Annotated in this window: 20 protein-coding genes; 9 read left to right on the top strand and 11 right to left on the bottom strand. The window is 53.7% G+C overall.

Annotation, left to right across the window (positions count from 1 at the left end; genetic code table 11):
- Positions 1–2: 2 nt before the first annotated feature.
- The 3 genes from uvrA (at position 3) to SIC18_RS02880 (ending at position 6,922) form a co-directional block, all read left to right on the top strand.
- Complete coding sequence (gene uvrA, locus SIC18_RS02890) at positions 3–2,996, top strand: excinuclease ABC subunit UvrA (protein WP_048347590.1); 2,994 nt, start codon at positions 3–5, stop codon at positions 2,994–2,996.
- The gene (locus tag SIC18_RS02885) at positions 2,993–4,507 is read left to right on the top strand and encodes an alpha/beta hydrolase family protein (protein WP_413430111.1); all 1,515 of its coding nucleotides are present in this window, start codon (positions 2,993–2,995) and stop codon (positions 4,505–4,507) included. The genes uvrA and SIC18_RS02885 overlap by 4 nt, the downstream gene beginning before the upstream one ends.
- Before the next feature lie 264 nt (positions 4,508–4,771).
- Positions 4,772–6,922: an HAD family hydrolase gene (locus tag SIC18_RS02880; RefSeq protein WP_048348398.1), complete on the top strand. Its 2,151-nt coding sequence runs from the start codon at positions 4,772–4,774 to the stop codon at positions 6,920–6,922.
- On the opposite strand, the gene purT is transcribed toward SIC18_RS02880, so the two are convergent.
- The gene (purT, locus tag SIC18_RS02875) at positions 6,907–8,076 is read right to left on the bottom strand and encodes a formate-dependent phosphoribosylglycinamide formyltransferase (RefSeq protein WP_413430110.1); all 1,170 of its coding nucleotides are present in this window, start codon (positions 8,074–8,076) and stop codon (positions 6,907–6,909) included. The genes SIC18_RS02880 and purT overlap by 16 nt on opposite strands.
- A 45-nt stretch (positions 8,077–8,121) precedes the next feature.
- On the opposite strand from purT, the gene SIC18_RS02870 reads away from it, so the two are divergent.
- A complete protein-coding gene (locus SIC18_RS02870; RefSeq protein WP_048347587.1) occupies positions 8,122–8,283 on the top strand; it encodes a hypothetical protein in 162 nt (53 codons plus the stop codon).
- On the opposite strand, the gene SIC18_RS02865 is transcribed toward SIC18_RS02870, so the two are convergent.
- Positions 8,284–8,547: a hypothetical protein gene (locus tag SIC18_RS02865; protein ID WP_048347586.1), complete on the bottom strand. Its 264-nt coding sequence runs from the start codon at positions 8,545–8,547 to the stop codon at positions 8,284–8,286.
- A gap of 332 nt (positions 8,548–8,879) precedes the next feature.
- On the opposite strand from SIC18_RS02865, the gene SIC18_RS02860 reads away from it, so the two are divergent.
- Positions 8,880–9,602 (top strand): MauE/DoxX family redox-associated membrane protein, encoded by a 723-nt coding sequence (locus tag SIC18_RS02860; RefSeq protein ID WP_413430109.1) that lies wholly within the window; start codon positions 8,880–8,882, stop codon positions 9,600–9,602.
- A 237-nt stretch (positions 9,603–9,839) separates the two neighbouring features.
- Here SIC18_RS02860 and mraY read toward each other — a convergent pair whose 3' ends face one another.
- The gene (gene mraY, locus SIC18_RS02855; RefSeq protein WP_413430108.1) at positions 9,840–10,949 is read right to left on the bottom strand and encodes a phospho-N-acetylmuramoyl-pentapeptide-transferase; all 1,110 of its coding nucleotides are present in this window, start codon (positions 10,947–10,949) and stop codon (positions 9,840–9,842) included.
- A 26-nt stretch (positions 10,950–10,975) separates the two neighbouring features.
- Positions 10,976–11,239 (bottom strand): DUF3134 domain-containing protein, encoded by a 264-nt coding sequence (locus SIC18_RS02850; RefSeq protein ID WP_048347584.1) that lies wholly within the window; start codon positions 11,237–11,239, stop codon positions 10,976–10,978.
- A gap of 53 nt (positions 11,240–11,292) precedes the next feature.
- Between SIC18_RS02850 and SIC18_RS02845 the strand changes: the two genes are divergently transcribed.
- Positions 11,293–11,547, top strand: a complete 255-nt coding sequence (locus SIC18_RS02845) for a hypothetical protein (protein ID WP_413430107.1) — start codon at positions 11,293–11,295, stop codon at positions 11,545–11,547.
- Positions 11,547–12,752, top strand: coding sequence for an argininosuccinate synthase (locus SIC18_RS02840; RefSeq protein WP_048347582.1), 1,206 nt, complete (start codon positions 11,547–11,549; stop codon positions 12,750–12,752). Before SIC18_RS02845 ends, SIC18_RS02840 begins: the two co-directional genes overlap by 1 nt.
- A gap of 2 nt (positions 12,753–12,754) precedes the next feature.
- On the opposite strand, the gene SIC18_RS02835 is transcribed toward SIC18_RS02840, so the two are convergent.
- The 4 genes from SIC18_RS02835 to SIC18_RS02820 all read right to left on the bottom strand — a co-directional run bounded on the left by SIC18_RS02835 (position 12,755) and on the right by SIC18_RS02820 (position 14,957).
- Positions 12,755–13,072, bottom strand: coding sequence for a hypothetical protein (locus tag SIC18_RS02835; RefSeq protein ID WP_048347581.1), 318 nt, complete (start codon positions 13,070–13,072; stop codon positions 12,755–12,757).
- A gap of 41 nt (positions 13,073–13,113) precedes the next feature.
- Positions 13,114–13,479 (bottom strand): 30S ribosomal protein S6, encoded by a 366-nt coding sequence (gene rpsF, locus SIC18_RS02830; protein ID WP_011620813.1) that lies wholly within the window; start codon positions 13,477–13,479, stop codon positions 13,114–13,116.
- Between the two features lie 78 nt (positions 13,480–13,557).
- Positions 13,558–14,025: a Tic20 family protein gene (locus tag SIC18_RS02825; RefSeq protein ID WP_048347580.1), complete on the bottom strand. Its 468-nt coding sequence runs from the start codon at positions 14,023–14,025 to the stop codon at positions 13,558–13,560.
- Positions 14,026–14,063: 38 nt separating this feature from the next.
- Entirely contained in the window at positions 14,064–14,957 is an 894-nt protein-coding gene (locus SIC18_RS02820; RefSeq protein WP_413430496.1) for a shikimate dehydrogenase, read from the bottom strand.
- Positions 14,958–15,088: 131 nt separating this feature from the next.
- On the opposite strand from SIC18_RS02820, the gene dnaK reads away from it, so the two are divergent.
- Positions 15,089–17,002: a molecular chaperone DnaK gene (dnaK, locus tag SIC18_RS02815; protein WP_048347579.1), complete on the top strand. Its 1,914-nt coding sequence runs from the start codon at positions 15,089–15,091 to the stop codon at positions 17,000–17,002.
- A gap of 88 nt (positions 17,003–17,090) precedes the next feature.
- Here the strand turns inward: dnaK and pstS are convergent, their stop codons facing one another.
- Genes pstS through psbQ form a run of 3 tightly spaced genes read right to left on the bottom strand, consistent with a single transcriptional unit; the run spans position 17,091 to position 19,756 of the window.
- Positions 17,091–18,122 (bottom strand): phosphate ABC transporter substrate-binding protein PstS, encoded by a 1,032-nt coding sequence (gene pstS / locus SIC18_RS02810; RefSeq protein WP_048347578.1) that lies wholly within the window; start codon positions 18,120–18,122, stop codon positions 17,091–17,093.
- 54 nt (positions 18,123–18,176) lie between these two features.
- Entirely contained in the window at positions 18,177–19,283 is a 1,107-nt protein-coding gene (locus tag SIC18_RS02805; RefSeq protein WP_413430106.1) for an NAD(P)/FAD-dependent oxidoreductase, read from the bottom strand.
- A gap of 14 nt (positions 19,284–19,297) precedes the next feature.
- Positions 19,298–19,756: a photosystem II protein PsbQ gene (gene psbQ / locus SIC18_RS02800; RefSeq protein ID WP_048347576.1), complete on the bottom strand. Its 459-nt coding sequence runs from the start codon at positions 19,754–19,756 to the stop codon at positions 19,298–19,300.
- A gap of 100 nt (positions 19,757–19,856) precedes the next feature.
- On the opposite strand from psbQ, the gene purU reads away from it, so the two are divergent.
- Positions 19,857–20,711, top strand: coding sequence for a formyltetrahydrofolate deformylase (purU, locus tag SIC18_RS02795; RefSeq protein WP_048347575.1), 855 nt, complete (start codon positions 19,857–19,859; stop codon positions 20,709–20,711).
- Positions 20,712–20,730 lie beyond the last annotated feature (19 nt).

Raw genomic sequence — 20,730 nt, 5'->3', positions numbered from 1 at the left:
GTATGGGGCGCCCTGCTCCGACCGCAAAGGATGATTCCGCCTTGTCGAAGGCTGTTTCTTTGAAGGCTGAGACCTTGAGTGGGGGGTCCCCTGAGGAGGTGATTCGGGTTCGTGGTGCCCGTCAGCACAACCTCAAAAACGTGGATGTCACGATTCCGCGCAACAAAATGGTGGTTTTCACCGGTGTTAGTGGCAGCGGAAAGAGTTCCTTAGCGTTCGACACGATCTTTGCGGAAGGCCAGCGTCGCTATGTGGAGAGCCTGTCTGCGTATGCGCGTCAGTTTCTCGGCCAGGTGGATAAACCAGATGTGGATGCCATTGAAGGGCTATCGCCGGCCATTTCAATTGATCAGAAATCAACCAGCCATAATCCTCGCTCCACCGTTGGCACCGTGACCGAGATTCACGACTACTTGCGCCTTTTATTTGGTCGTGCCGGGGAGCCCCATTGCCCTGAATGTGGCCGTTCCATTCGGCCCCAGACCATTGATGAAATGGTTGATCAGATCTTGACGCTTCCTGAGGGAACGCGTTATCAACTTTTAGCTCCGGTGGTGCGCGGAAAGAAAGGAACGCACAGCAAATTGATCAGTGGTTTAGCTGCTGAAGGCTTTGCACGGATACGGATCGATGGTGAAGTTCGTGAGCTGGCAGACAACATTGAGCTCGACAAAAATCATCAGCACGCCATTGAAGTTGTGGTGGACCGTCTGGTCGCTCGAGAAGGAATTCAGGAACGGTTGAATGATTCTTTGCGTACGGCATTGAAACGTGGTGATGGGTTAGCTCTTGTTGAAGTGGTACCGAAAAAGGGAGAAGAATTGCCCGAAGGTGTGGAGAAAGAAAGGCTTTATTCCGAGAACTATGCATGCCCTGTTCATGGGGCGGTGATGGAAGAGCTTTCACCACGACTTTTTTCGTTCAATAGTCCCTATGGAGCCTGTGAGGTTTGTCATGGAATTGGTTACATCAAGAAATTCACGGTTGAACGGGTGGTTCCAGATCCGACCCAGCCTGTGTATTCCGCTGTAGTGCCTTGGGCAGAAAAAGATAACTCGTATTATTTCTCTCTTCTTTATTCCGTAGGTGAAGCTTTTGGGTTTGAAATTAAAACACCATGGAAAGATCTTACTGATGAGCAAAAAGATATTTTACTCAATGGCAGTCGTGAACCGATTCAAATTCAGGCGGATAGCCGTTATCGAAAGTCTCAGACCTATATGAGACCCTTTGAAGGAATTTTGCCCATCCTCGAACGCCAGCTTCGTGATGCGAGTGGAGAAGCACAGCGGCAGAAGCTTGAAAAATATTTAGAGCTAGTACCTTGCGAGAGTTGCGCTGGACTGCGCTTGCGGCCTGAGGCGCTTGCAGTGAAAGTTGGCCCGTATCGGATTACGGATCTGACAGCGGTCAGTGTGGGTCAGACCCTCGAAAGGGTTGAAAGCTTGATGGGTGTTGGCAGCTCTGAAGGTTCTGAGCCCCTCTTGAATTCCCGACAGATACAAATCGGAGATCTTGTACTGAAAGAGATCCGGATGCGTCTGCGTTTTTTGCTTGACGTTGGTTTGGATTATTTGAGCTTGGATCGACCGGCGATGACGCTGTCAGGTGGGGAAGCACAGCGGATCCGTCTTGCCACGCAAATTGGTGCTGGCTTAACAGGGGTTCTCTATGTTCTCGATGAACCAAGCATTGGCTTGCATCAGCGAGACAACGATCGTTTATTGACCACGCTTGAACGTCTGCGGGATTTAGGCAATACCTTGGTGGTGGTTGAACATGATGAGGACACGATCCGCGCTGCTGACCATCTCGTGGATATCGGTCCTGGAGCCGGAGTCCATGGTGGTCACATCGTGGCGGAGGGTTCGATTGATGACTTGTTGAAGGCTAAGGATTCTTTAACTGGTGCTTATTTAAGTGGTTATAAGAGTATTCCTACTCCTGCTGAGAGGCGAAATGTTGGTACCAGAAGTTTGAAACTTCTCGACTGCTCCCGTAATAATCTTGAAGGATTGAATGTGGAGTTTCCCCTAGGACGTTTGGTGTCGATTACTGGCGTGAGTGGTAGTGGAAAAAGCACTTTAGTGAATGAGCTTCTGCATCCAGCGCTTGAACATGGCCTTGGTCGAAAGATTCCTTTTCCTCAAGGATTAGGAGAGCTTCGAGGTCTTAAATCGATTGATAAAGTGATTGTGATCGATCAGTCGCCGATTGGTCGAACTCCCCGATCTAATCCCGCCACTTACACAGGAGCTTTTGATCCTATTCGTCAGATTTTTGCGGCAACGGTGGAGGCAAAGGCTCGCGGATATCAGGTGGGTCAATTTAGTTTTAATGTGAAGGGTGGCCGTTGTGAGGCCTGCCGTGGCCAAGGCGTAAATGTTATTGAAATGAACTTTTTGCCTGATGTCTATGTGCAATGTGACGTCTGCAAAGGGGCTCGTTTTAATCGTGAAACCCTCCAGGTCACTTACAAAGGTCACACGATTGCTGATGTTTTAGAAATGACGGTGGAGCAGGCCGCTGATGTATTTTCTGCGATCCCTCAGGCTGCTGATCGCTTAACCACTTTGGTTGATGTTGGTCTGGGATACGTGAAGCTTGGTCAGCCAGCTCCCACCCTTTCTGGTGGAGAAGCTCAGCGGGTGAAACTTGCCACAGAATTATCACGCCGTGCTACCGGAAAAACGCTCTATTTGATTGACGAACCAACCACCGGACTCAGCTTCTATGACGTTCACAAATTAATGGATGTGATCCAGAGACTTGTTGACAAAGGTAATTCCGTGATTTGTATTGAGCACAATCTGGATGTGATTCGTTGTTCGGATTGGATCATTGATTTAGGCCCAGAGGGCGGTAACAAGGGGGGGCAGATTGTTGTAACTGGCACCCCTGAAGAAGTGGCTCAACATGAAACAAGCCACACGGGTCGTTACCTCAAGCAAGTCTTGGAGCAGCATCCACCTGAATCAATCGAGTCGGCGGCATGATTCATTTCTTTGATCGATGTATTGATGGCGTTCGTGCGGCTGCGTTGGCGTCCTTATTGAGCGTTTCATTGGCTGGATCGGTTGCTGCCATCGAACGACTCGAGATTGAACTGCCACTTTTGGATGTCAATGTCTCGCTCAAGTTGAAGGGGGCACGCACAACGGCGGAGTTGATTGAGGCCAATCCTGATTTGCAGGAATTAGATCAAGCCGGCGATGGTTCCGTGTCTCGACTACTTGCTCAGTTCCTCACTGCACCTCTTCCCGAGAGGACATCGAGCGTGTTGGAGCAATCTGTGGGCCATCCATTGCTGGAGCAAGCCTTATTGGCGGCGTCCGAGTTGGTGAAGGTGAAAGGTTTGCCCGCGGATACCAGCGGACGCGTTCTGTCTGATGCTCTTCAAGCCGCCTATCGCGATGGTGAGCCCAATCTGCTGGGCTTGCTTAGACGCGTTCCAGGCGAGTCCCTAACGATCGACTTTCAGGCTTTGGCTTATTACGCCAAACGCTTGCAGGCCAATCAGGATGATGCCCGCGCCCTCGTGAAGCAAGGAACAGCGACGGCTGCTGCTCCGAAGTCACTGGCTGAATCGTGGTCTGAGGGTTGGACACGCTCTGAGATTCGCTTTGCGGTGAGCCATCGCCCTGAGCCACTCGACATCACTGTGTTGACGCCACAGCGCACATCCAACGGAAAGCTTGTGGTGATTTCTCATGGATTGTGGGATGAGCCGAGCAGTTTTGAAGGCTGGGGCCGGTTGTTGGCTGCTAATGGATACACCGTGTTTCTTCCAGATCATCCAGGAAGCGACGCTAAGCAGCAAAAGCAATTATTCGATGGAGCCTCAGCTCCACCCAGTTCTGAGGAGCTTCGTTTCCGTCCTCTCGATGTTTCAGCTCTTTTGGATGGAGTGGAAGCTGGCACCCTGTTGAAGGGACAACAGATCGCTATTGATGCAGTAGCGGTTGTGGGGCATTCATGGGGTGCCACAACGGCGTTGCAACTCGGTGGTTTGCAGACCACCAGCAGGAAGTTGAAAACGCGTTGTCAGGATCCTCGTGATCCAGATCGAAATCTGAGTTGGGTCTTGCAATGCAGCTGGTTGTCAGGAGCTGATCAGGGATCACTGGCTGACCCCCGTGTCAGGGCAGCGATCGCGGTCAGTCCACCAATGAGGCTTCTTTTTGATGAGTCGAGCGGCCCTTCCCTGCAGGCAAAGGTCTTGTTGGTGAGTGGAACCAAAGATTGGGTGGTTCCCTCCGATCCTGAGGCAGTGGTGCCATTGAAGGGAGGGAAGCCATTGGCGAATGGTCATCGTCTTGTTCTCGCTTCAGGTGGTAGCCATTTCAATCTGTGGGCGCCTGCGGATCAGAAGGAATCTCCGATTCTTGGGCCGATGATCTTGGCTTGGATCAATCAACAGCTGGCTGTTCCGTCGCCCTACACCTTTAGTGGAGGCGGTTGGGGGAATACGACCGTTCCTTTGGTGGATGTCACTGGACAGCTCTAAAAAACCCCTTTTCTGAAAACGTCGTCTTCAAATCATCAGAACAAGCTGATCGATTTCCACTGTTTTGCGTTGCATTTCATAATCAGTTTGTGATTGCTCGTTGCTGGGTTGAAAGCGGAAGATCCAGTTTCTGCCTGGCTTTTAACCGAAGTAAACGCTTTTAGCTGCTGATTTCTAAGGATGTCTTCAACTTTGAACTTGTTTGAACGCCTTAACCCTTAATCAAGACGTCTACCTGATGTCTTGTTCCGTTGAGGGTTGATTGTGGGTTTTCGGCTTCTTCATCTTCATCTTCACGGACTGTTTCGCTCCCATGATTTGGAGCTGGGACGGGACGCTGATACCGGAGGTCAAACCCTCTATGTGCTCGAACTGGTGCGCAGCCTTGCGGCTCGGGCCGAAGTGGATCGCGTTGATGTGGTGACTCGGCTGATTCAGGACCGACGGGTTTCAGCTGATTACGCCCAGCCAGTGGAAGCGATTGCTGCCGGTGCCGGCATCCAGCGTTTTGCTTTCGGCCCTAAGCGCTATCTACGCAAGGAATTGCTTTGGCCCTATCTCGAGGACCTGGCGGATCAGCTGGCGGTGCACCTTCAGAAACCCGAAAATCGACCTGATTGGATTCATGCGCATTACGCCGATGCTGGTTACGTCGGAGCATTGCTCAGTCGTCGTCTTGGCATTCCCTTGGTGTTCACAGGGCATTCTCTTGGTCGTGAGAAGCAGCGTCGCCTCTTAGCTGGAGGTGGGGACCATCAACAGCTCGAGCAGACCTATTCGATCAGCCGTCGCATTGATGCGGAGGAGTTAGCGCTGGCTCATGCCGATCTGGTGATCACCAGTACGCGCCAGGAATGTGATCAGCAGTATTCCCGTTACGGCAGATTTCGCGCTGAACGCGCTCAGGTGGTTCCTCCCGGTGTCGATGCACGCCGTTTTCACCCCGGCTTACAGGCCGCTGAGGCTCGTGAAGTGGATGAGCTCTTAACTCCTTTCTTGCGACAGCCTGACCTTCCACCGCTGTTAGCGATTTCTAGGGCTGTTCGTCGCAAGAACATTCCCGCTCTGGTTGAGGCGTTCGGTCGGTCTGCTGTTTTACGGCAGCGACACAATTTGGTGCTGGTGCTCGGCTGTCGGGAGGATCCCCGGCAGATGGAGAAACAGCAGCGCGATGTGTTTCAGCAGGTGTTTGATCTCGTTGATCGCTATGACCTCTATGGCCGTATTGCCTATCCCAAGCAGCATCGTCGCGATCAGATTCCTGCCATCTATCGCTGGGCTGCCAAGCGCCGCGGCCTCTTTGTGAATCCTGCGCTCACAGAGCCTTTTGGACTCACTTTGTTGGAAGCAGCCGCTTGCGGATTGCCGATGGTTGCGACCGATGACGGAGGTCCTCGGGACATCCTCGCTCGCTGTGACAATGGCTTACTCGCAGATGTGACGGATCGAGAGGCCCTTCAAGATGCTTTGGAGTGTGCGGGTTCTGATCTTCAACGCTGGAGCCGCTGGAGTGACAACGGCGTGGAGGCGGTGAGTCGCCACTTCAGCTGGGACGCCCACGTTTGTTCTTACCTGGCTTTGATGCAGGAGCGTCTGATGGCGGTGACCCAGCCAATCGCGCTTCCATCCAGTCAGACCGCCTCCACTGGAGGTTTCCGGCCTTTGGGCGACCGTTTGCTGTTGCTTGATCTCGACAGCAATTTGGAACAGCCGGATGGTGATGCACTCAAGGTTTTGCGTGAGCAGCTCGACCGTTGTGCTTTAGGGATTCTGTCCGGCCGCTCCTTGCCTGCCGCCAGACAACGTTTTGGGGAGCTGCTGTTACCGGAACCCAAGGTTTGGATCACTGGGGCTGGTACGGAGATTCACTACGGCCAGGAGAGTGAACCTGATTTGTTTTGGTCGGCTCAGATTGGAGTGGATTGGGACCGCGCAGGTGTGGAAAGTGCACTGGCTGACCTCACCGATCACATTGCATTGCAGCGGCCTGATCAGCAAGGTCCTTTCAAGTTGAGCTACACGATTCTCGATGCTGGTGAAGAGATCCTTCCCTTGATCCGACAACGTTTGCGCCAACGCCATCAGGCGGCGCGTCCTCAGTTGCGGTGTCATTGGTTTTTAGATGTGCTGCCCCTGCGCGCATCCCGCAGCGAAGCGATCCGTTTTCTCGCTTTGCGCTGGGGCCTTCCACTGGAGCAGATGTTGGTTGTGGCCAGTGAGCAAGGTGATGGCGAGTTGGTTTGCGGTCGACCCGCCGCCGTTGTTTTGGGCGATCACGATCCTTGTTTGGATGATTTTCGACAGCAACAGCGTGTGTACTTTGCGACTCGCGCCCAATTACCTGGCGTGCTGGAGGGCATTCAGCACTATCGGTTCTTGGGCGGACGAGCCCGGCATGATCAATCCTTGACCTGAACCTTCACTGCCGCTGCACAGCGGTCTGCCTTGGCTAAAGCTGCGTTGATCTGGGTTCCGCGGGCTAAAGCAACGCCCATCCGACGCCCTGGCCGAGCCTCTCGTTTGCCAAAGAGCAAAAGATTGGTGTCTGGCTCCGTGAGGGCTTGTTCCACACCACTGAATTGAACATGGTGCCCCTGGCTTTCGGCCAGGATGACGCGGCTTGCCGCAGCATCGGCAGCAGTGATCGAGGGGATGGGTAGTCCCAATACGGCCCGGAGATGCAGATCGAATTCGCTTAGGTTTTGGCTGATCAGGGTCACGAGGCCGGTGTCATGCGGTCGTGGTGAGAGCTCGGAAAACACCACGTCATCGCCGCACAAGAAAAACTCCACTCCAAACAGACCAGCACCGCCAAGGTTGTCGGTGACGGTTCGGGCCATCGTTTGGGCTTGTTGCAGTTGGGTGGGCGAGATTGACGCAGGCTGCCAACTGCATTGGTAGTCGCCATTGGCTTGCTGATGACCAATCGGTGGGCAAAACAGGGTGGTTCCATCGTGTTGACGGATGGTGAGCAGGGTGATTTCAAGATCAAAATCAAGAAATTCCTCCACGATCACCTGGGCGGAACTGCCTCGGGCTCCTGCCATAGCGATCGTCCAGGCCTGATCTAATTCAGCAGCTGAGTGAACCACGCTCTGGCCTTTTCCCGAGGAACTCATCACTGGTTTGACGACTACGGGCCAACCCAATGGTCCGGCAGCACGCTGGAGCTCCTGTGCATCGGAGGCATAGGCAAAGCGTGCGGTGCGTAGTCCGAGTTCACCCGCAGCAAGATTCCTGATTCGGTCGCGATTCATCGTGACTGCAGTGGCCCTGGCCGTGGGAATCACGCAGATGCCGATGTCTTCCAGTGCTTGCAAGGCATCCACTGCCAGCGCTTCGATTTCTGGGATCAGCACATCCGGCTGATGCTTGTTGACAACCGCCTTGAGGGCGTTTGGATCGGTCATGGTCAGCACCTCGGCCAGATCTGCTACCTGCATGGCTGGCGCATCGGCGTAACGGTCGCAGGCGATGACATGGCAACCCAGTCTCTGGGCGGCGATCGCCACCTCTTTGCCCAGTTCGCCGCTGCCGAGCAGCATCACTGTTTTTGGGAATTTCGTCATGGCGGGTTTCAAGGCAGCATGGCTTGATCTTCTCGCTCTGCCCTCATGCCTTTGCCGCTTGCGTTTACAACGGCTGGAGACGCGGCCAATGGTCTGCTGTTTGGTTTGGAGATCGCCACCATTCAAAAATGGGTTTTGATTTATCTAGGTGTGTCGTCCTTGGTTTTTGTTTTGGTTTGGGTGATCGGTGAATTCCGTCGCGGCTGATCAGTTTGAAGGAGATCCAAAGGTTGGATCGCTGATCAAGGTGAGCTGGCGGAAGGCAGGTTCTTCATTGACAAAGCCCCAAGACTCAAAGACTTCGGCATCGCTATGGGTGATGCGTTGTTGATGTCCTTGTGAGTTGAGCTCAAAGCCCTGTTGTGCCATGCGGCGCATCAGGCTGGCTGCTTCTTCAAAGCGGGAGGCCATGGCTTCAAGGCTGGTGCAATCACGCGTGAGACCAGCTTCTTTCCAAGTGAAGTAAGACACGTATGGCTGTGGGCATGGTATGAGTCAAAGATTTAGCAGAGGATTGAAATTGCTTTGGAGATGCCTCCTGGTTGATGTAGAAGCATGTTTTTAATTGTCTTGGATTTCAGCTAATCAATTGTTGTGTTGATTTTATGGTTGTCGCAAGTGAAATACTTAATCGAATTGTTGAAGATCTTTGAATACAGGAGATTTGTGTAACAGTGAACTCTTAGTGATTGGAATTGCTGATTGCTATTCATCCGAAGGATAATTTCTAAATCGTTTTTCCGCAATGGTTGTAGTCGATTTGAAAAGGTATGGCTACGATCTATACAGAGTCTGGATCAGTGATGTCTTCTCAATTGTTAAGTGATGTTCAACTTTATCGAATGTCGATGCCAGATCATGAATGTCCATGGGGTCTGAAAGCGATTGAGTTGTTGCAAAAGCGACAGATCCACTTCGAAGATCATCGTTTGACCAGTCAGGAACAGGTTGATGCTTTTAAGCAGCGCTATGGAGTCCCTACGACGCCACAGATTTTCAGTGGTACAGAACGAATTGGTGGTTACAGCGATTTAGCAGCTTTACTTGGTGAGGATGTGCAAGGGGTTGATTATTCCTATACACCGGTGATAGCCGTCTTTGGCACGGCTTTGCTGATGGCCATTGTTCTTGGCGACAGCATGATCCAGCACTTTATGGGTTTTTCCATCTGTGCTTTAGCGATGCTCAAGCTCATGGATGTTGAATCCTTTGCCAATAGTTTTGTGAAATATGATCTTCTCACCCAGCGTGTACCCATATGGGGAAAGCTTTTCCCAGGGGTCGAGTTACTCATTGGTTTAGGATTTTTATATGAACCTCCCCTTTTGATTGCAGGTTGGGTTGCTTTTATTGTTGGTGTACAGGGAATGGTATCTGTTATAAAAGCTGTTTATATTGATAAGTTGGCTTTGAATTGTGCTTGTGTAGGAGGTAATACCAAAACACCCCTTGGAATTGTAAGTTTTACGGAATATGCGATTCAGAGTGTAATGGGTTTCCTTGTGGCCTTTCAGTTAGCATTCTGAGATGTTATGGTTTAAATTGTTTTTCTATTTTAGTGTTGTTGGGTAATAATTTCTCGGTTTCTTAGGTTGTTGTTTTGTGATGTTTAGATGTTTTGTTGGATTGTTTTCGTGGGTTATGGTGTTGTTTGGGCGTGAATTTTTAAGTGCCGATATCTTTTCATTGTTTTTAAGGTATAAAAAATAATGAATTCTCTGGCTGTTCTAAACTTTATTTCACCTTCTGTTGAATGCAGGCCATCACAGAGGTCGAAGCATGATTCCGATGAGGACAAGAGCCGCTGTTGCGATCCAAAATCCAGGCACCACGAGTTGCTCTGGTGTACCCCCCAATTCGAAGTGGTGGTGAAGGGGTGACATGCGGAACACTCTTCGCCCAACTCCATCAGCACCTTTGGTTGCTTTAAAAACCCACACCTGAATAATTACGGAGAGAGATTCCGCCAGGAAGACTCCACCCATCACCAACAAAGGCCAAAGGCTGTTTGTCAGCAAGGCCACAGCGGTGAGAGCCGCTCCCATAGCCAGAGACCCGGTGTCTCCCATGAACACTTTGGCTGGATTGCGATTGTGCACAAGAAAACCAAGCCAACAGCCCGCCATGGCCATGCAGAACCCAGCAAGGCTTGGATCTCCGCTGTTTCCGCGCAGTGTGAGCTGGAGTGCCATGCCTGTGAAGACCAAGGCACCGCAGCCGGCGGCAAGACCATCCAGGCCATCGGTGAGGTTTGTGGCGTTGCTTTCCGCCAAAAACACAAAGACTGCGAGCGGCCAAATCAGCCAGCTGAAGGGAAGATTGATGTCAAACGGCAAGGCCACATCACCACTGATCCAACCGCGCATTCCGGCCCAGATCAGAAAGATCACGGCCGCCAAGGCTTGAAGAAGTAATTTGCCGCGTGGCGTTAAACCGGTGTTGGTGTGTTTGGTGAGACTGCGCCAATCGTCAATTCCACCCACCACCATGTAGGCGAGTGTGATGAACGCCACAGCTAAAAGTTGTTCAGCGGCTTGACCGCTCCAGCTGATGAGGCCGCCCACGATCACGCCGACCGGCACCACCAGGAGTCCGCCCATTGTGGGGGTTCCTGATTTGCTGAGATGGGCCTGGGGTCCCTCTTCTCGGATCACTTGCCCGAGCTTTAAGCCACGCAACTTTGGTACACCCCACCAGGTCACAATTGCAGCGATCAGCGTCGCAATCAGCAAGGGGAGGCTTAGGAGGCTATTGGGGATCCAGCGGTCTGATGCAAATGCTGCTGCATACACAACAACCGCCAGCACACCTGCAGAGACTTTCCCATCGAGGGGGCGGGAAGTCTCTTGTGCGTCGTTCACGTCCCGTTCCATTAACGCCTTAGGGCAGGGACCTTAAATCAATCTTCCCAATTCTCTTCTGTTTGCTCATCGGCAGCGTTGTAATCCTCTTTCTCGCCCATGAGAGCAGAGAGCTCTTCCTCTTCCACTGTGCTCACTTCAGCTGTGCTGGACTCTTCGTCTTCGACAAGCCGACCGCTTGTTTCCAGCCAGCTCAGTAAATCGGGCTCTTCGCGAAGAGGCAGCACCGGTGCTGGTTCTTGCCGCCCATAACGCGTGAGAGCTGGATTGATGTTGTCGAGGGCGCTCAACTCAGACGACACTGTCCAGTTCCGTAATCGATCATCATAGTTCAGTGCAGTCTTGAGGACGTCTCTTGGCCAAGGTTTGGCTGCTCCTCTCTGTGTGGGGCGGGGCTTTGTTACTGAGTTTTGGTCTGTGGAAATGGGGGCGCTTGCATCCAGATCCGCTGGTGGTGTCCACGGTTCCGGTGCTTGCACTGTTGTTGACTCCAGCCTTTTTCATGGCGCTTTGGCTGTTTTGGCTTGCTCGTTTGGCTCCCCAATCGGTCCAGCGGGTCGGCGGGAGTAGAGAATCAGTGCAATCTGATTCAGAGCAGGAGTCCACCTGATGGGACGCGCAACCAAGGTCGTTCTCGCCTACTCCGGTGGGGTGGACACCAGCGTCTGCATCCCTTACCTCAAGCAGGAATGGGGTGTGGAGGAGGTGATCACCTTCGCCGCTGATCTCGGTCAGGGCGATGAACTGGAGCCGATACGACTCAAAGCACTCGAGGCGGGAGCGAGTCAGTCTTTGGTTGGTGATCTGATTAAGCCCTTTATCGAGGAATTCGCCTTTCCTGCGATTCGCGCGAATGCTCTTTATGAGGGTCGGTATCCCCTCTCAACGGCGTTGGCGCGCCCTTTGATCGCTCGTCGTCTCGTGGAGGTGGCACGAGAGGTAGGAGCTGATGCTGTGGCCCATGGCTGCACCGGCAAGGGCAACGATCAGGTGCGTTTTGATGTGGCGATTGCATCGCTTGCACCCGATTTAAAGGTTTTAACGCCAGCGCGTGAATGGGGCATGAGCCGGGAGGAAACGATTGCCTATGGCGAGCGGTTCGGCATGCCATCTCCCGTGAGTAAAAAATCCCCGTATTCGATCGATCTCAATCTGCTCGGGCGCAGCATTGAAGCTGGTCCCTTGGAAGACCCGATGGTGGCCCCACCGGAAGAGGTCTTTGCGATGACCCTTTCCGTGGATCAAACCCCGAATGATCCCGAGGAGATCGAGATCCAGTTTGAAGCTGGTAATCCCGTAGCAATCAATGACACAAGGCTGGAGCCCGTGTCGCTGATCCGGGAAGCCAACCGCTTGGCAGGCACCCATGGCATTGGACGTCTCGACATGATCGAGAACCGTGTGGTGGGAATTAAAAGTCGGGAGATTTACGAAACGCCTGGATTGCTGCTCTTGATTCAGGCGCATCAGGAGTTGGAGAGTCTCACCCTTGCTGCCGATGTCTTGCGGACCAAGCGCCAGCTCGAGATGCAATGGGCAGATCTCGTCTATCAAGGCCTTTGGTTTGGTCCTCTCAAAGAGGCTCTTGATGGCTTCATGGATCGCACCCAGGTTCATGTGAATGGGGTTGTGCGCCTGAAGCTTCACAAGGGCAATGCCACGGTGATTGGAAGAGCTTCCACCGACAACAGTTTGTACGTTCCCGAGATGGCCTCATACGGCAGCGAAGACAAATTCGATCATCGTGCTGCGGAAGGTTTTATCTACGTCTGGGGATTGCCCACACGCTTGTGGGCCGCCAAGCATCGGCGTTGAGATCAGGCTGCGATGTTGTGCCGCTGCTGCCCTTGTCGATCGGCGCGTAAGGGCAGGGGGACAATCTCAGCTTCGGGCGGTGCAGCATTGAGTTGTTGAGCCTGAGCCAACAACCGATAACGCTCCAGGAGTGGCTCCAATCTCTGTTGGAATTTGCGTTCAAAGAGCTCGGGGAGCTCGCTCAGTAGCGTTTCGTAGTCCCTGATCTGCTCTTCAAGTTCATGCACTCTCTCTCTGAGAGCTTCGACATCACCACTGGGCGGTCGAGCGGCTTTCCAGGCTGGGGGTGGTGAGCAATAGTTGGAGTCCTGATGCGCCATAGGCGGACGTTATCGCCCGTCCATGGCTTGCACAATGGCCGTCAGGCAGGAGCAGCCGCTTCAGGTTCGGCAGGTGCTTCTGTTCCAGGCGCGACGCGAGGAGCAGGCAACGGGCCTTCTTGCTTCACGGTGAGATAGCGAATCACATCTTCACTGAGGCGCATTGCTTTTTCGATAACGCCCACTTGTTGGCCATCACCGTTATGGCTCAGCTGCACGTAGATGCCTTCCTTGTGCTTGGCGATCGGATAGGCCAGACGACGCTTACCGCGCATTTGATTGTCGAGAACCTCGGCACCCGCCTCAGTCAAAATGTCGCGGTACTTGGTCACGTGAGACTCAACTTCCTCTTCCGGGATGTCCGGACGGAGGATGTACATGGTCTCGTAGTAAGGCTGTTGGGTCATGGAGACAGATCCGACGGGGACTGAAGGCTCAGTGAATGAGCGACGGATCCACCACCATATCGCCTGGTGCTATGGGGATCAGTACAACTGCATTCGAACCGCTTGACTCAAGCCCGGCAGGTCCGGCTCACGACCTCGAGAACACTCGATTAAGGCAAAGATCACAACAGCCAGAACACCCACCACCACAGTGCTGGAGAGCGTGCGCATCATCAGTCCGCCACCGATGGGCAGCAGGATGGTGAAGGCATAACCAATCAGTACGACCACGATGTCAACCAACAGCGCTTGCAAGGTGTTGAAGCGAATGAAGTAAGGGACATTTGGATTCCTCACCACCGCTAAGAACAGCAAGAAAAACAACAGAAGATTTCCAAGACCGAAAGGAATTCCCCGTTCCAAAATGAACAGAGGCAAGGCCGGCAGGGTCAGCCACTGCAGCACAGGGAACTGAATGAGCAGATGTTGGCCGATGGGGATGGCATCGCTCCATGGCAAGACGTAAACCAACAAACCAAGCAGGCGCTGCCAGATGGGGATGGGCACAGGTTGAAGTTGGTGAATGCTTCAAGGCTAGGTCGCGTTTAGGGATGGCTCAGGTTTTTGAGCGCTGCTTCCCGCATCGCGTTGACAGGAACCTCATCGACACCGCTCCAAGATCGGAGAGCGGCGGCCCCTTGCTGGACGAGCATCTCCAGGCCGTCATAGGTGCGGCAGCCCAACGCTTCCCCGCGCTGAAGCCATGGCGTGGGTCGTGGTGTGTAGATCAAGTCGTAGAGAACGGTGTGAGCGGTGAGGTTGTTCCAGATGTCCTCGCCGAGTGGCAGAACGGGGCCTTGATCAGGCTGATGGCTGCTCATTCCAATGGGGGTGGTGTTGACCACCAGATCCGCTTGCTGAATTCGGGTTTGAAGTTGTGGGTCGTTGTCTAAAAGAGGTTGTAACTGGACGCTGTGGGCTGGTCTTCCTTGCTGAAGATCGCTGCAAAACGGTTGGAGTGTTTGATCTCGACGACCCACGATTGTGATTTCGCTTGGGTTTAAGTCCTGCAATCCCGCTACAACTGCTCGGGCGCTGCCGCCACATCCCAACACCACAGTTCGCGTTCCGCTCCAGTTGGCGTTGTTGTGCAGGAGCGGGGCTACAAATCCCTCTACATCAGTGTTGTGCCCGTGCCAGCCACCACTGGGCAATGGAGTCATGGTGTTAACGGCGCCGAGCCGTTGGGCCAGCGGACTGAGTTCTTTACAGAGCTGGGAGACGGCCTGCTTATGGGGGATGGTGACGTTGAGCCCACGGCACCCCACGGCCTCCAGTCCTTGAAGCACGGTGGCGAGATCATCAGCGCTGCATGGCAGTGCCAGGAAGCTCCAGTCGAGGCCCATCGCCTTTAGGGCTGCGTTTTGCATGGCCGGTGAGAGTGAGTGACTGACTGGTTGTCCCAACAGTGCGACCAGTGCCGTGTTTCCGCTGATCATTCCTTTGTTTGACAGGCCATGACCAGCCTGCCGTTCGGGCTGTTCGGGAACCACACCTCGCCTCTTGGCGATGTCTCTGACGAAGATGCACGTGTTCTAGTCACATTTTTTCGAGGGATAGGAGGGCACTGATGGGCAAGGTTGTCGGCATTGATTTAGGTACCACCAACAGTTGTGTCTCGGTGATGGAGGGCGGCAAGCCCACCGTGATCGCCAATGCTGAGGGCTTCCGCACCACTCCATCGGTGGTGGCCTACACAAAAAATCAGGATCAACTGGTCGGTCAGATCGCGAAGCGTCAAGCGGTGATGAACACCGACAACACGTTTTATTCCGTCAAACGTTTCATTGGACGTCGTGTAGACGAGGTGAATGAAGAATCCAAAGAGGTGAGTTATTCGGTCGAGAAATCGGGATCCAACGTCAAAGTTAAGTGTCCTGTTCTCGAGAAGCAGTTCGCCCCTGAGGAGGTGAGCGCCCAAGTGCTGCGCAAACTTGCTGAAGATGCTGGTAAGTACCTCGGTGAAACTGTGACTCAAGCGGTTATTACTGTTCCCGCTTATTTCAACGATTCCCAGCGCCAGGCCACAAAAGACGCTGGAAAGATTGCCGGTCTGGAAGTCCTGCGCATCATCAACGAGCCCACGGCCGCGGCGCTGGCCTACGGCCTCGACAAAAAGAGCAATGAGCGCATCCTCGTGTTCGACCTTGGTGGCGGCACCTTTGATGTGTCTGTGCTGGAAGTTGGAGATGGAGTGTTTGAAGTGCTCTCCACTTCGGGTGACACGCACCTTGGTGGTGATGATTTCGACAAGGTGATTGTTGACCACCTCGCCGACAGCTTCAAATCCAATGAAGGCATCGATCTTCGTCAGGACAAGCAGGCTCTGCAGCGTCTGACTGAAGCTGCTGAGAAGGCGAAAATTGAGCTTTCGAGTGCGACCCAGAGCGAAATCAATCTGCCTTTTATTACGGCGACTCCGGAAGGCCCTAAGCACCTTGATCTCACCCTGACACGCGGCAAGTTTGAGGAGCTGGCTTCCACGTTGATCGATCGTTGTCGCATCCCGGTTGAGCAAGCTTTGAAAGACGCCAAGCTTTCATCGAGTGAGCTTGACGAGATTGTGATGGTGGGTGGATCCACTCGGATCCCAGCTGTGCTTGAGCTTGTGAAGCGCACTACCGGCAAGGACCCCAATCAGACCGTGAACCCTGATGAGGTGGTGGCGATTGGAGCCGCCATTCAAGGCGGTGTGTTGGCTGGAGAAGTCAAGGACATCCTGCTGCTGGACGTCACACCCCTATCCCTGGGCGTCGAGACGCTTGGCGGTGTGATGACAAAAATGATCACGAGGAACACCACCGTTCCAACTAAAAAATCAGAGACCTACTCCACTGCTGTGGATGGTCAAACCAACGTTGAGATTCACGTGCTCCAGGGTGAGCGCGAGATGGCCTCAGACAACAAGAGTTTGGGGACCTTCCGTCTCGATGGGATTCCTGCCGCCCCTCGCGGTGTGCCTCAGATCGAAGTCACGTTCGATATTGACGCCAACGGCATCTTGAGCGTGACTGCGAAGGACAAGGGCAGCGGCAAAGAGCAGTCGATTTCGATCACCGGAGCCTCCACTCTCTCTGACAATGAAGTCGAGAAGATGGTGAAGGATGCCGAGAGTAATGCCAGTGCTGATAAGGAGAAGCGCGAGAAGATCGACCTGAAGAATCAGGCTGAAACTCTCGTGTATCAGGCTGAAAAGCAGTTGGCTGAACTGGGCGACAAAGTTGATGCTGAGGCCAAGGCCAAGGTTGAAGAGAAGTCCACCAAGCTCAAGGAAGCAACGGAAAAAGAGGACTTTGACTCGATGAAGACTCTTCTTGAAGAGCTACAGCAAGAGCTCTACACCGTTGGTGCATCTGTCTACCAACAGGCTGGTGCAGAAGCAGCAGCTTCCGGTGAGGAGGGTGCTGCTTCTGGTAACTCTGCTGATGGATCTAGTAATGCTGGAGATGATGTTATCGATGCCGAATTTACTGAAACTAAGTAACTCAGGTCTTGGTTTTTGATCCAATAAGAATATAAAAAGGGGGGGCTTTAGTCCCCCTTTTTTTGTGTTTTTATCCAGTTGATTTCTGTTATTCCTTGATCGTGTTAGCTGCTGCCTTGGCTTGAACGATCACCTCTGGGGGAAGAGAGATGTAGCCCAGCTCAGGTGCTTTCGCCTGTGATTCCTCAGACAACATGTAATCGAATGTTGATTTGAGTACAGCTGTGTTGCTTCCGTTCCCGGTGGCGTAAGCAAGCACCCACGAGAAGGTCACGATGGGATAACCGTGCATTGGGTTGGCATTGCTACCAATCAGATCGGGTCCTAGATCGATCGAACCCAGGGCTCTACTTGCTGTGGCATTGGTTGGCGTCACCTTTTTTCCGGATCCGTTTTGAATGGCTGCCGCCTGTAGATCGCCTTTGACGTAGGCGAGCTCGACGTAGCCCACGCCGCCATCGATCTGGGTGAGTTGGGCAGCGACACCTTCATTGCCTCTGGCTCCCACACCCGTAGGCCATTGCACGGATTTGCTCGCGCCAACACTGTTTTTCCATTCCGGACTAATGGCAGAGAGGTGCTTGGTGAAGTTGTACGTCGTGCCAGAGCCATCAGAGCGATAGACCACCTTGATGGCTTTGTCTGGGCAGCCCAATGCGCTGTAGTTGCTGATGGTGCCTAAAAAGATTCCAGCCAGTTGTTCACGGGTGAGCTTCAATTCACAGCCGGGATTGTGATACGCCACAGCAATGGCACCCGCTGTCATCGGAACTTGGACGACGCCGCGACTCACTTTGGTAATAGCTTCGGCTTGCATGGGCTTATCAGAAGCCCCGAAATCAATCGTGCCTGCCGTGAATTGACGGACTCCTGCTCCGGATCCAACGGATTGATAGTTGACCTGGATTCCTTGAGGTGCCAGATCTTGGAACCAGCGCTGGTAAATCGCCGCCGGAAACGATGCCCCTGCAGCGGAGAGACGGCCTTGTTGTTTGCCAGTTCCCTGATCGCTCGACGAGCAGGCAGTAAGACTGCAAGCGGCTGCAATGCCGATCAGTGCAGTGCCGGAGCGGTTCAAGAAACGGCGACCTATGAGGTCGAGTGGGCGATTTACTTGCATGTCATCTCTACATCTGAGGTGGCAAAGACCAATAAAGATCGAGTTGAGACAAGGTCAGGAGTCTGGAATCGTTGTAGTCGTCATAATTTGCTGACCAACCCAGTCTGCCGTAGCAGGTGTCAGAAGAACCCCGTTTCGATAATGACCACTAGCCAGGATTAAGCCTGGCTCCAAGACCTCAAGCAAGGGAGCTGGCCGCCCAGAGGGTCTGGCCCTGAGGCCATGCCATTGATCAACGACCTTGGCCTGTTGCAGCCAGTTCGGTGCCAGGCCATCCAATCGCCTCATGATCGAAGTCTCCTCAGCGGAAGGCTCCTTTCCTGGTTCCAGGGTTGCTCCAAGCCAAAGCCTGTCGCTTTCATGACGAATCAAATTGACTCCGTTGCAGACCAGCACTGCTGGCCAGTGATCCCAGGCCTTGGTAGGGGCCGACACTTGAAGATCCAGCACCTGGCCTAGGACTGCTTCCATTGGCAACTCGTGCCCTAGAGGTTGCAGCAACAGTGCACTGGCCAAAGCTGTGCAGATCACAACAAAGTCGCAGTGGGTGTTGTGTCCCGTATCCAGTTCCAGGCGCCAGCGGTCTGCGTCGCCATGCTGCGCTCGACGGAGTGTCGTCACGCGAGCCGGTAAGAGATCCACCTTTTTCGCCTTGAGGCTTCGGCGTAGCGCCCGTTGCAGGGCCAGGGGATCAATACGGCCGTCATTTTGGGAACGCAATCCTCCATGCCCAGGATTGGGCCAAGGAATTGGATTGAACATGTGATGGGACTCTGTGCTCGCTGCGCTGAAGCTTTCGAGTCCAAGCTCGCGCCGATGATTGGCCAGGCTCTGCATGCGTTCTTGTTCCGCAGGGCTAGAAGCCATTTGGATCAGTGGAGAATCGAGCTGTAGGGGGGTATCGGGATGGTTCAGCCCCTCCACCCATTGAGGCCAGAGTTCCATGCTGCGTTGACGCAAACGCCATGCACGTCCACTGGATCGACGAAACACATTCCCCATCAAGACACCAAGCGATGCAGTCGTGCCATTGAGGGGTTGGCCAAGGTTGTTGCTGCGCTGAATCGCCGCGCCTAAGGACGGATCGATCAACGTGACGTTGTGCCCTTGACGGGCTAGATGCCAGGCCGTGCCGGCGCCGACGGCACCAGCACCAATCACGGCAATCGAAGTGATCAGCTCAAAGCTTCGGCGGGAATGACGCGAACGTAATTAGCAAAACCGGTTGCAACGGATGTGTAGGACCTTTGCAAGCGTGTTCCGTCTTGGAGACGGGCGGCCTCATCCACATCAGCGAGAGCTTCTTTGAGCTTTGTCGCCAGTTTGTTGGCTTCGGCTCGGTCGCTGGGAAGGAGACGTTGATTGATGTACAACATCTCGCGACCAACCTCTTGCATGGGCCCGTGAATCAGGTTGCGGGTGAAGGTCCAATCGCGCTGATTGACGAGGGCGGCCAGGTCTGGGAGGCGTTCCTGAGCTTGCGTGAATCCCTCAGCCTGCCTGCGGATCACAGCCATGTCTTCTGGGCTAATCGTTGCGGGCTTGGCATTGCCATCACCGCTGCAAGCCGCAAGGCTGAAGCAGAGGCACACGCAGAGGCAAAACGCAGCGAGGCGACGTAGGGCGCTCAGCATGGGGAAAGGTCGGTAGGTTAGGCCGAGATTTTACCTGCGTGATCTCGATCCCACAGCACGGACTGCCAAGAGAGAATGAACTTGTGAATTTCTGCTGCGCGTGAACGGGTTAACGGTCGTCCTTCAACTGATCTGTCCTGATCGGTCAGGACTCGTGAGCGAGTTGGCTGGATGGGTGGCGGCCAATGGCGGCAATATTCGTCACGCTGATCACCACACCGACTCGGGTGCAGGGTTGTTTTTAAGTCGGATTGAGTGGGAGCTTGATGGCTTTGGATTGCCTCGGCATGCGATTGAGCCAGCGGTTCGTGCCCTCGCAGAGCGGCTCGGTGGTGAGGCACAGCTTCACTTCTCCGATGAGTTGCCCCGTGTTGCGATCTTTGTGAGTAAGCAGAGCCACTGTTTGCTGGATTTGCTCTGGCGATCACGCAGTGGTGAATTGCCGATGGAGGTTGCTTTGGTGATCTCCAATCATCCCGATTTGGAACCACTCTGTGGTGACTTTGGAGGGCGATTTGTTCATGTACCGGTTACTTCAGCAACCAAGCGGGATGCTGAAGCCACCATTCTTGATCTCCTTCAAGAGCAGAGCATTGAGCTGGCTGTGTTGGCGAAATACATGCAGGTGCTGAGTGGCGAATTTTTAGAGCGCTTCCCCCAGGTGATCAATATTCATCATTCGTTCTTACCAGCGTTTAAAGGTGCTCAGCCTTATCACCGCGCCTGGGATCGGGGGGTGAAGTTGATTGGTGCTACGGCGCATTACGTCACCGAACAATTGGATGATGGGCCGATCATTGAGCAGGCCACCCTTCCTGTCAGTCACCGTGATGAAGTGGAGGATTTGATTCGCAAGGGTCGAGACACGGAGCGGTTAGCGCTGGCCAGGGCTCTGCGGTTGCATTTGTGCCGACAGGTCATGGTGTATCGCGGCCGTACTGCGGTGTTCGCATGAGGGCACTTGTATGAGGGCG

Origin of the sequence: Synechococcus sp. Cu2B8-bc1011 (assembly GCF_047302735.1) — a bacterium.
Classification (GTDB): Bacteria; Cyanobacteriota; Cyanobacteriia; order PCC-6307; family Cyanobiaceae; genus Synechococcus_C.
The sequence above is the reverse complement of the archived record's forward strand: the minus strand, read 5'-3'. Positions and strand labels throughout refer to the sequence as shown.

What these genes read in the sequence shown, in the direction of transcription:
- SIC18_RS02835 (WP_048347581.1), bottom strand. Translation starts at nt 13,072, where the DNA reads ATGGCGCATCAGGACTCCAACTATTGCTCACCACCCCCAGCCTGGAAA.
- pstS (WP_048347578.1), bottom strand. Translation starts at nt 18,122, where the DNA reads ATGCAAGTAAATCGCCCACTCGACCTCATAGGTCGCCGTTTCTTGAAC.
- purT (WP_413430110.1), bottom strand. Translation starts at nt 8,076, where the DNA reads ATGACGAAATTCCCAAAAACAGTGATGCTGCTCGGCAGCGGCGAACTG.
- SIC18_RS02870 (WP_048347587.1), top strand. Translation starts at nt 8,122, where the DNA reads ATGCCTTTGCCGCTTGCGTTTACAACGGCTGGAGACGCGGCCAATGGT.
- SIC18_RS02840 (WP_048347582.1), top strand. Translation starts at nt 11,547, where the DNA reads ATGGGACGCGCAACCAAGGTCGTTCTCGCCTACTCCGGTGGGGTGGAC.
- rpsF (WP_011620813.1), bottom strand. Translation starts at nt 13,479, where the DNA reads ATGACCCAACAGCCTTACTACGAGACCATGTACATCCTCCGTCCGGAC.
- SIC18_RS02885 (WP_413430111.1), top strand. Translation starts at nt 2,993, where the DNA reads ATGATTCATTTCTTTGATCGATGTATTGATGGCGTTCGTGCGGCTGCG.
- mraY (WP_413430108.1), bottom strand. Translation starts at nt 10,949, where the DNA reads ATGGAACGGGACGTGAACGACGCACAAGAGACTTCCCGCCCCCTCGAT.
- SIC18_RS02820 (WP_413430496.1), bottom strand. Translation starts at nt 14,957, where the DNA reads ATGATCAGCGGAAACACGGCACTGGTCGCACTGTTGGGACAACCAGTC.
- dnaK (WP_048347579.1), top strand. Translation starts at nt 15,089, where the DNA reads ATGGGCAAGGTTGTCGGCATTGATTTAGGTACCACCAACAGTTGTGTC.
- psbQ (WP_048347576.1), bottom strand. Translation starts at nt 19,756, where the DNA reads ATGCTGAGCGCCCTACGTCGCCTCGCTGCGTTTTGCCTCTGCGTGTGC.
- SIC18_RS02860 (WP_413430109.1), top strand. Translation starts at nt 8,880, where the DNA reads ATGTCTTCTCAATTGTTAAGTGATGTTCAACTTTATCGAATGTCGATG.
- uvrA (WP_048347590.1), top strand. Translation starts at nt 3, where the DNA reads ATGGGGCGCCCTGCTCCGACCGCAAAGGATGATTCCGCCTTGTCGAAG.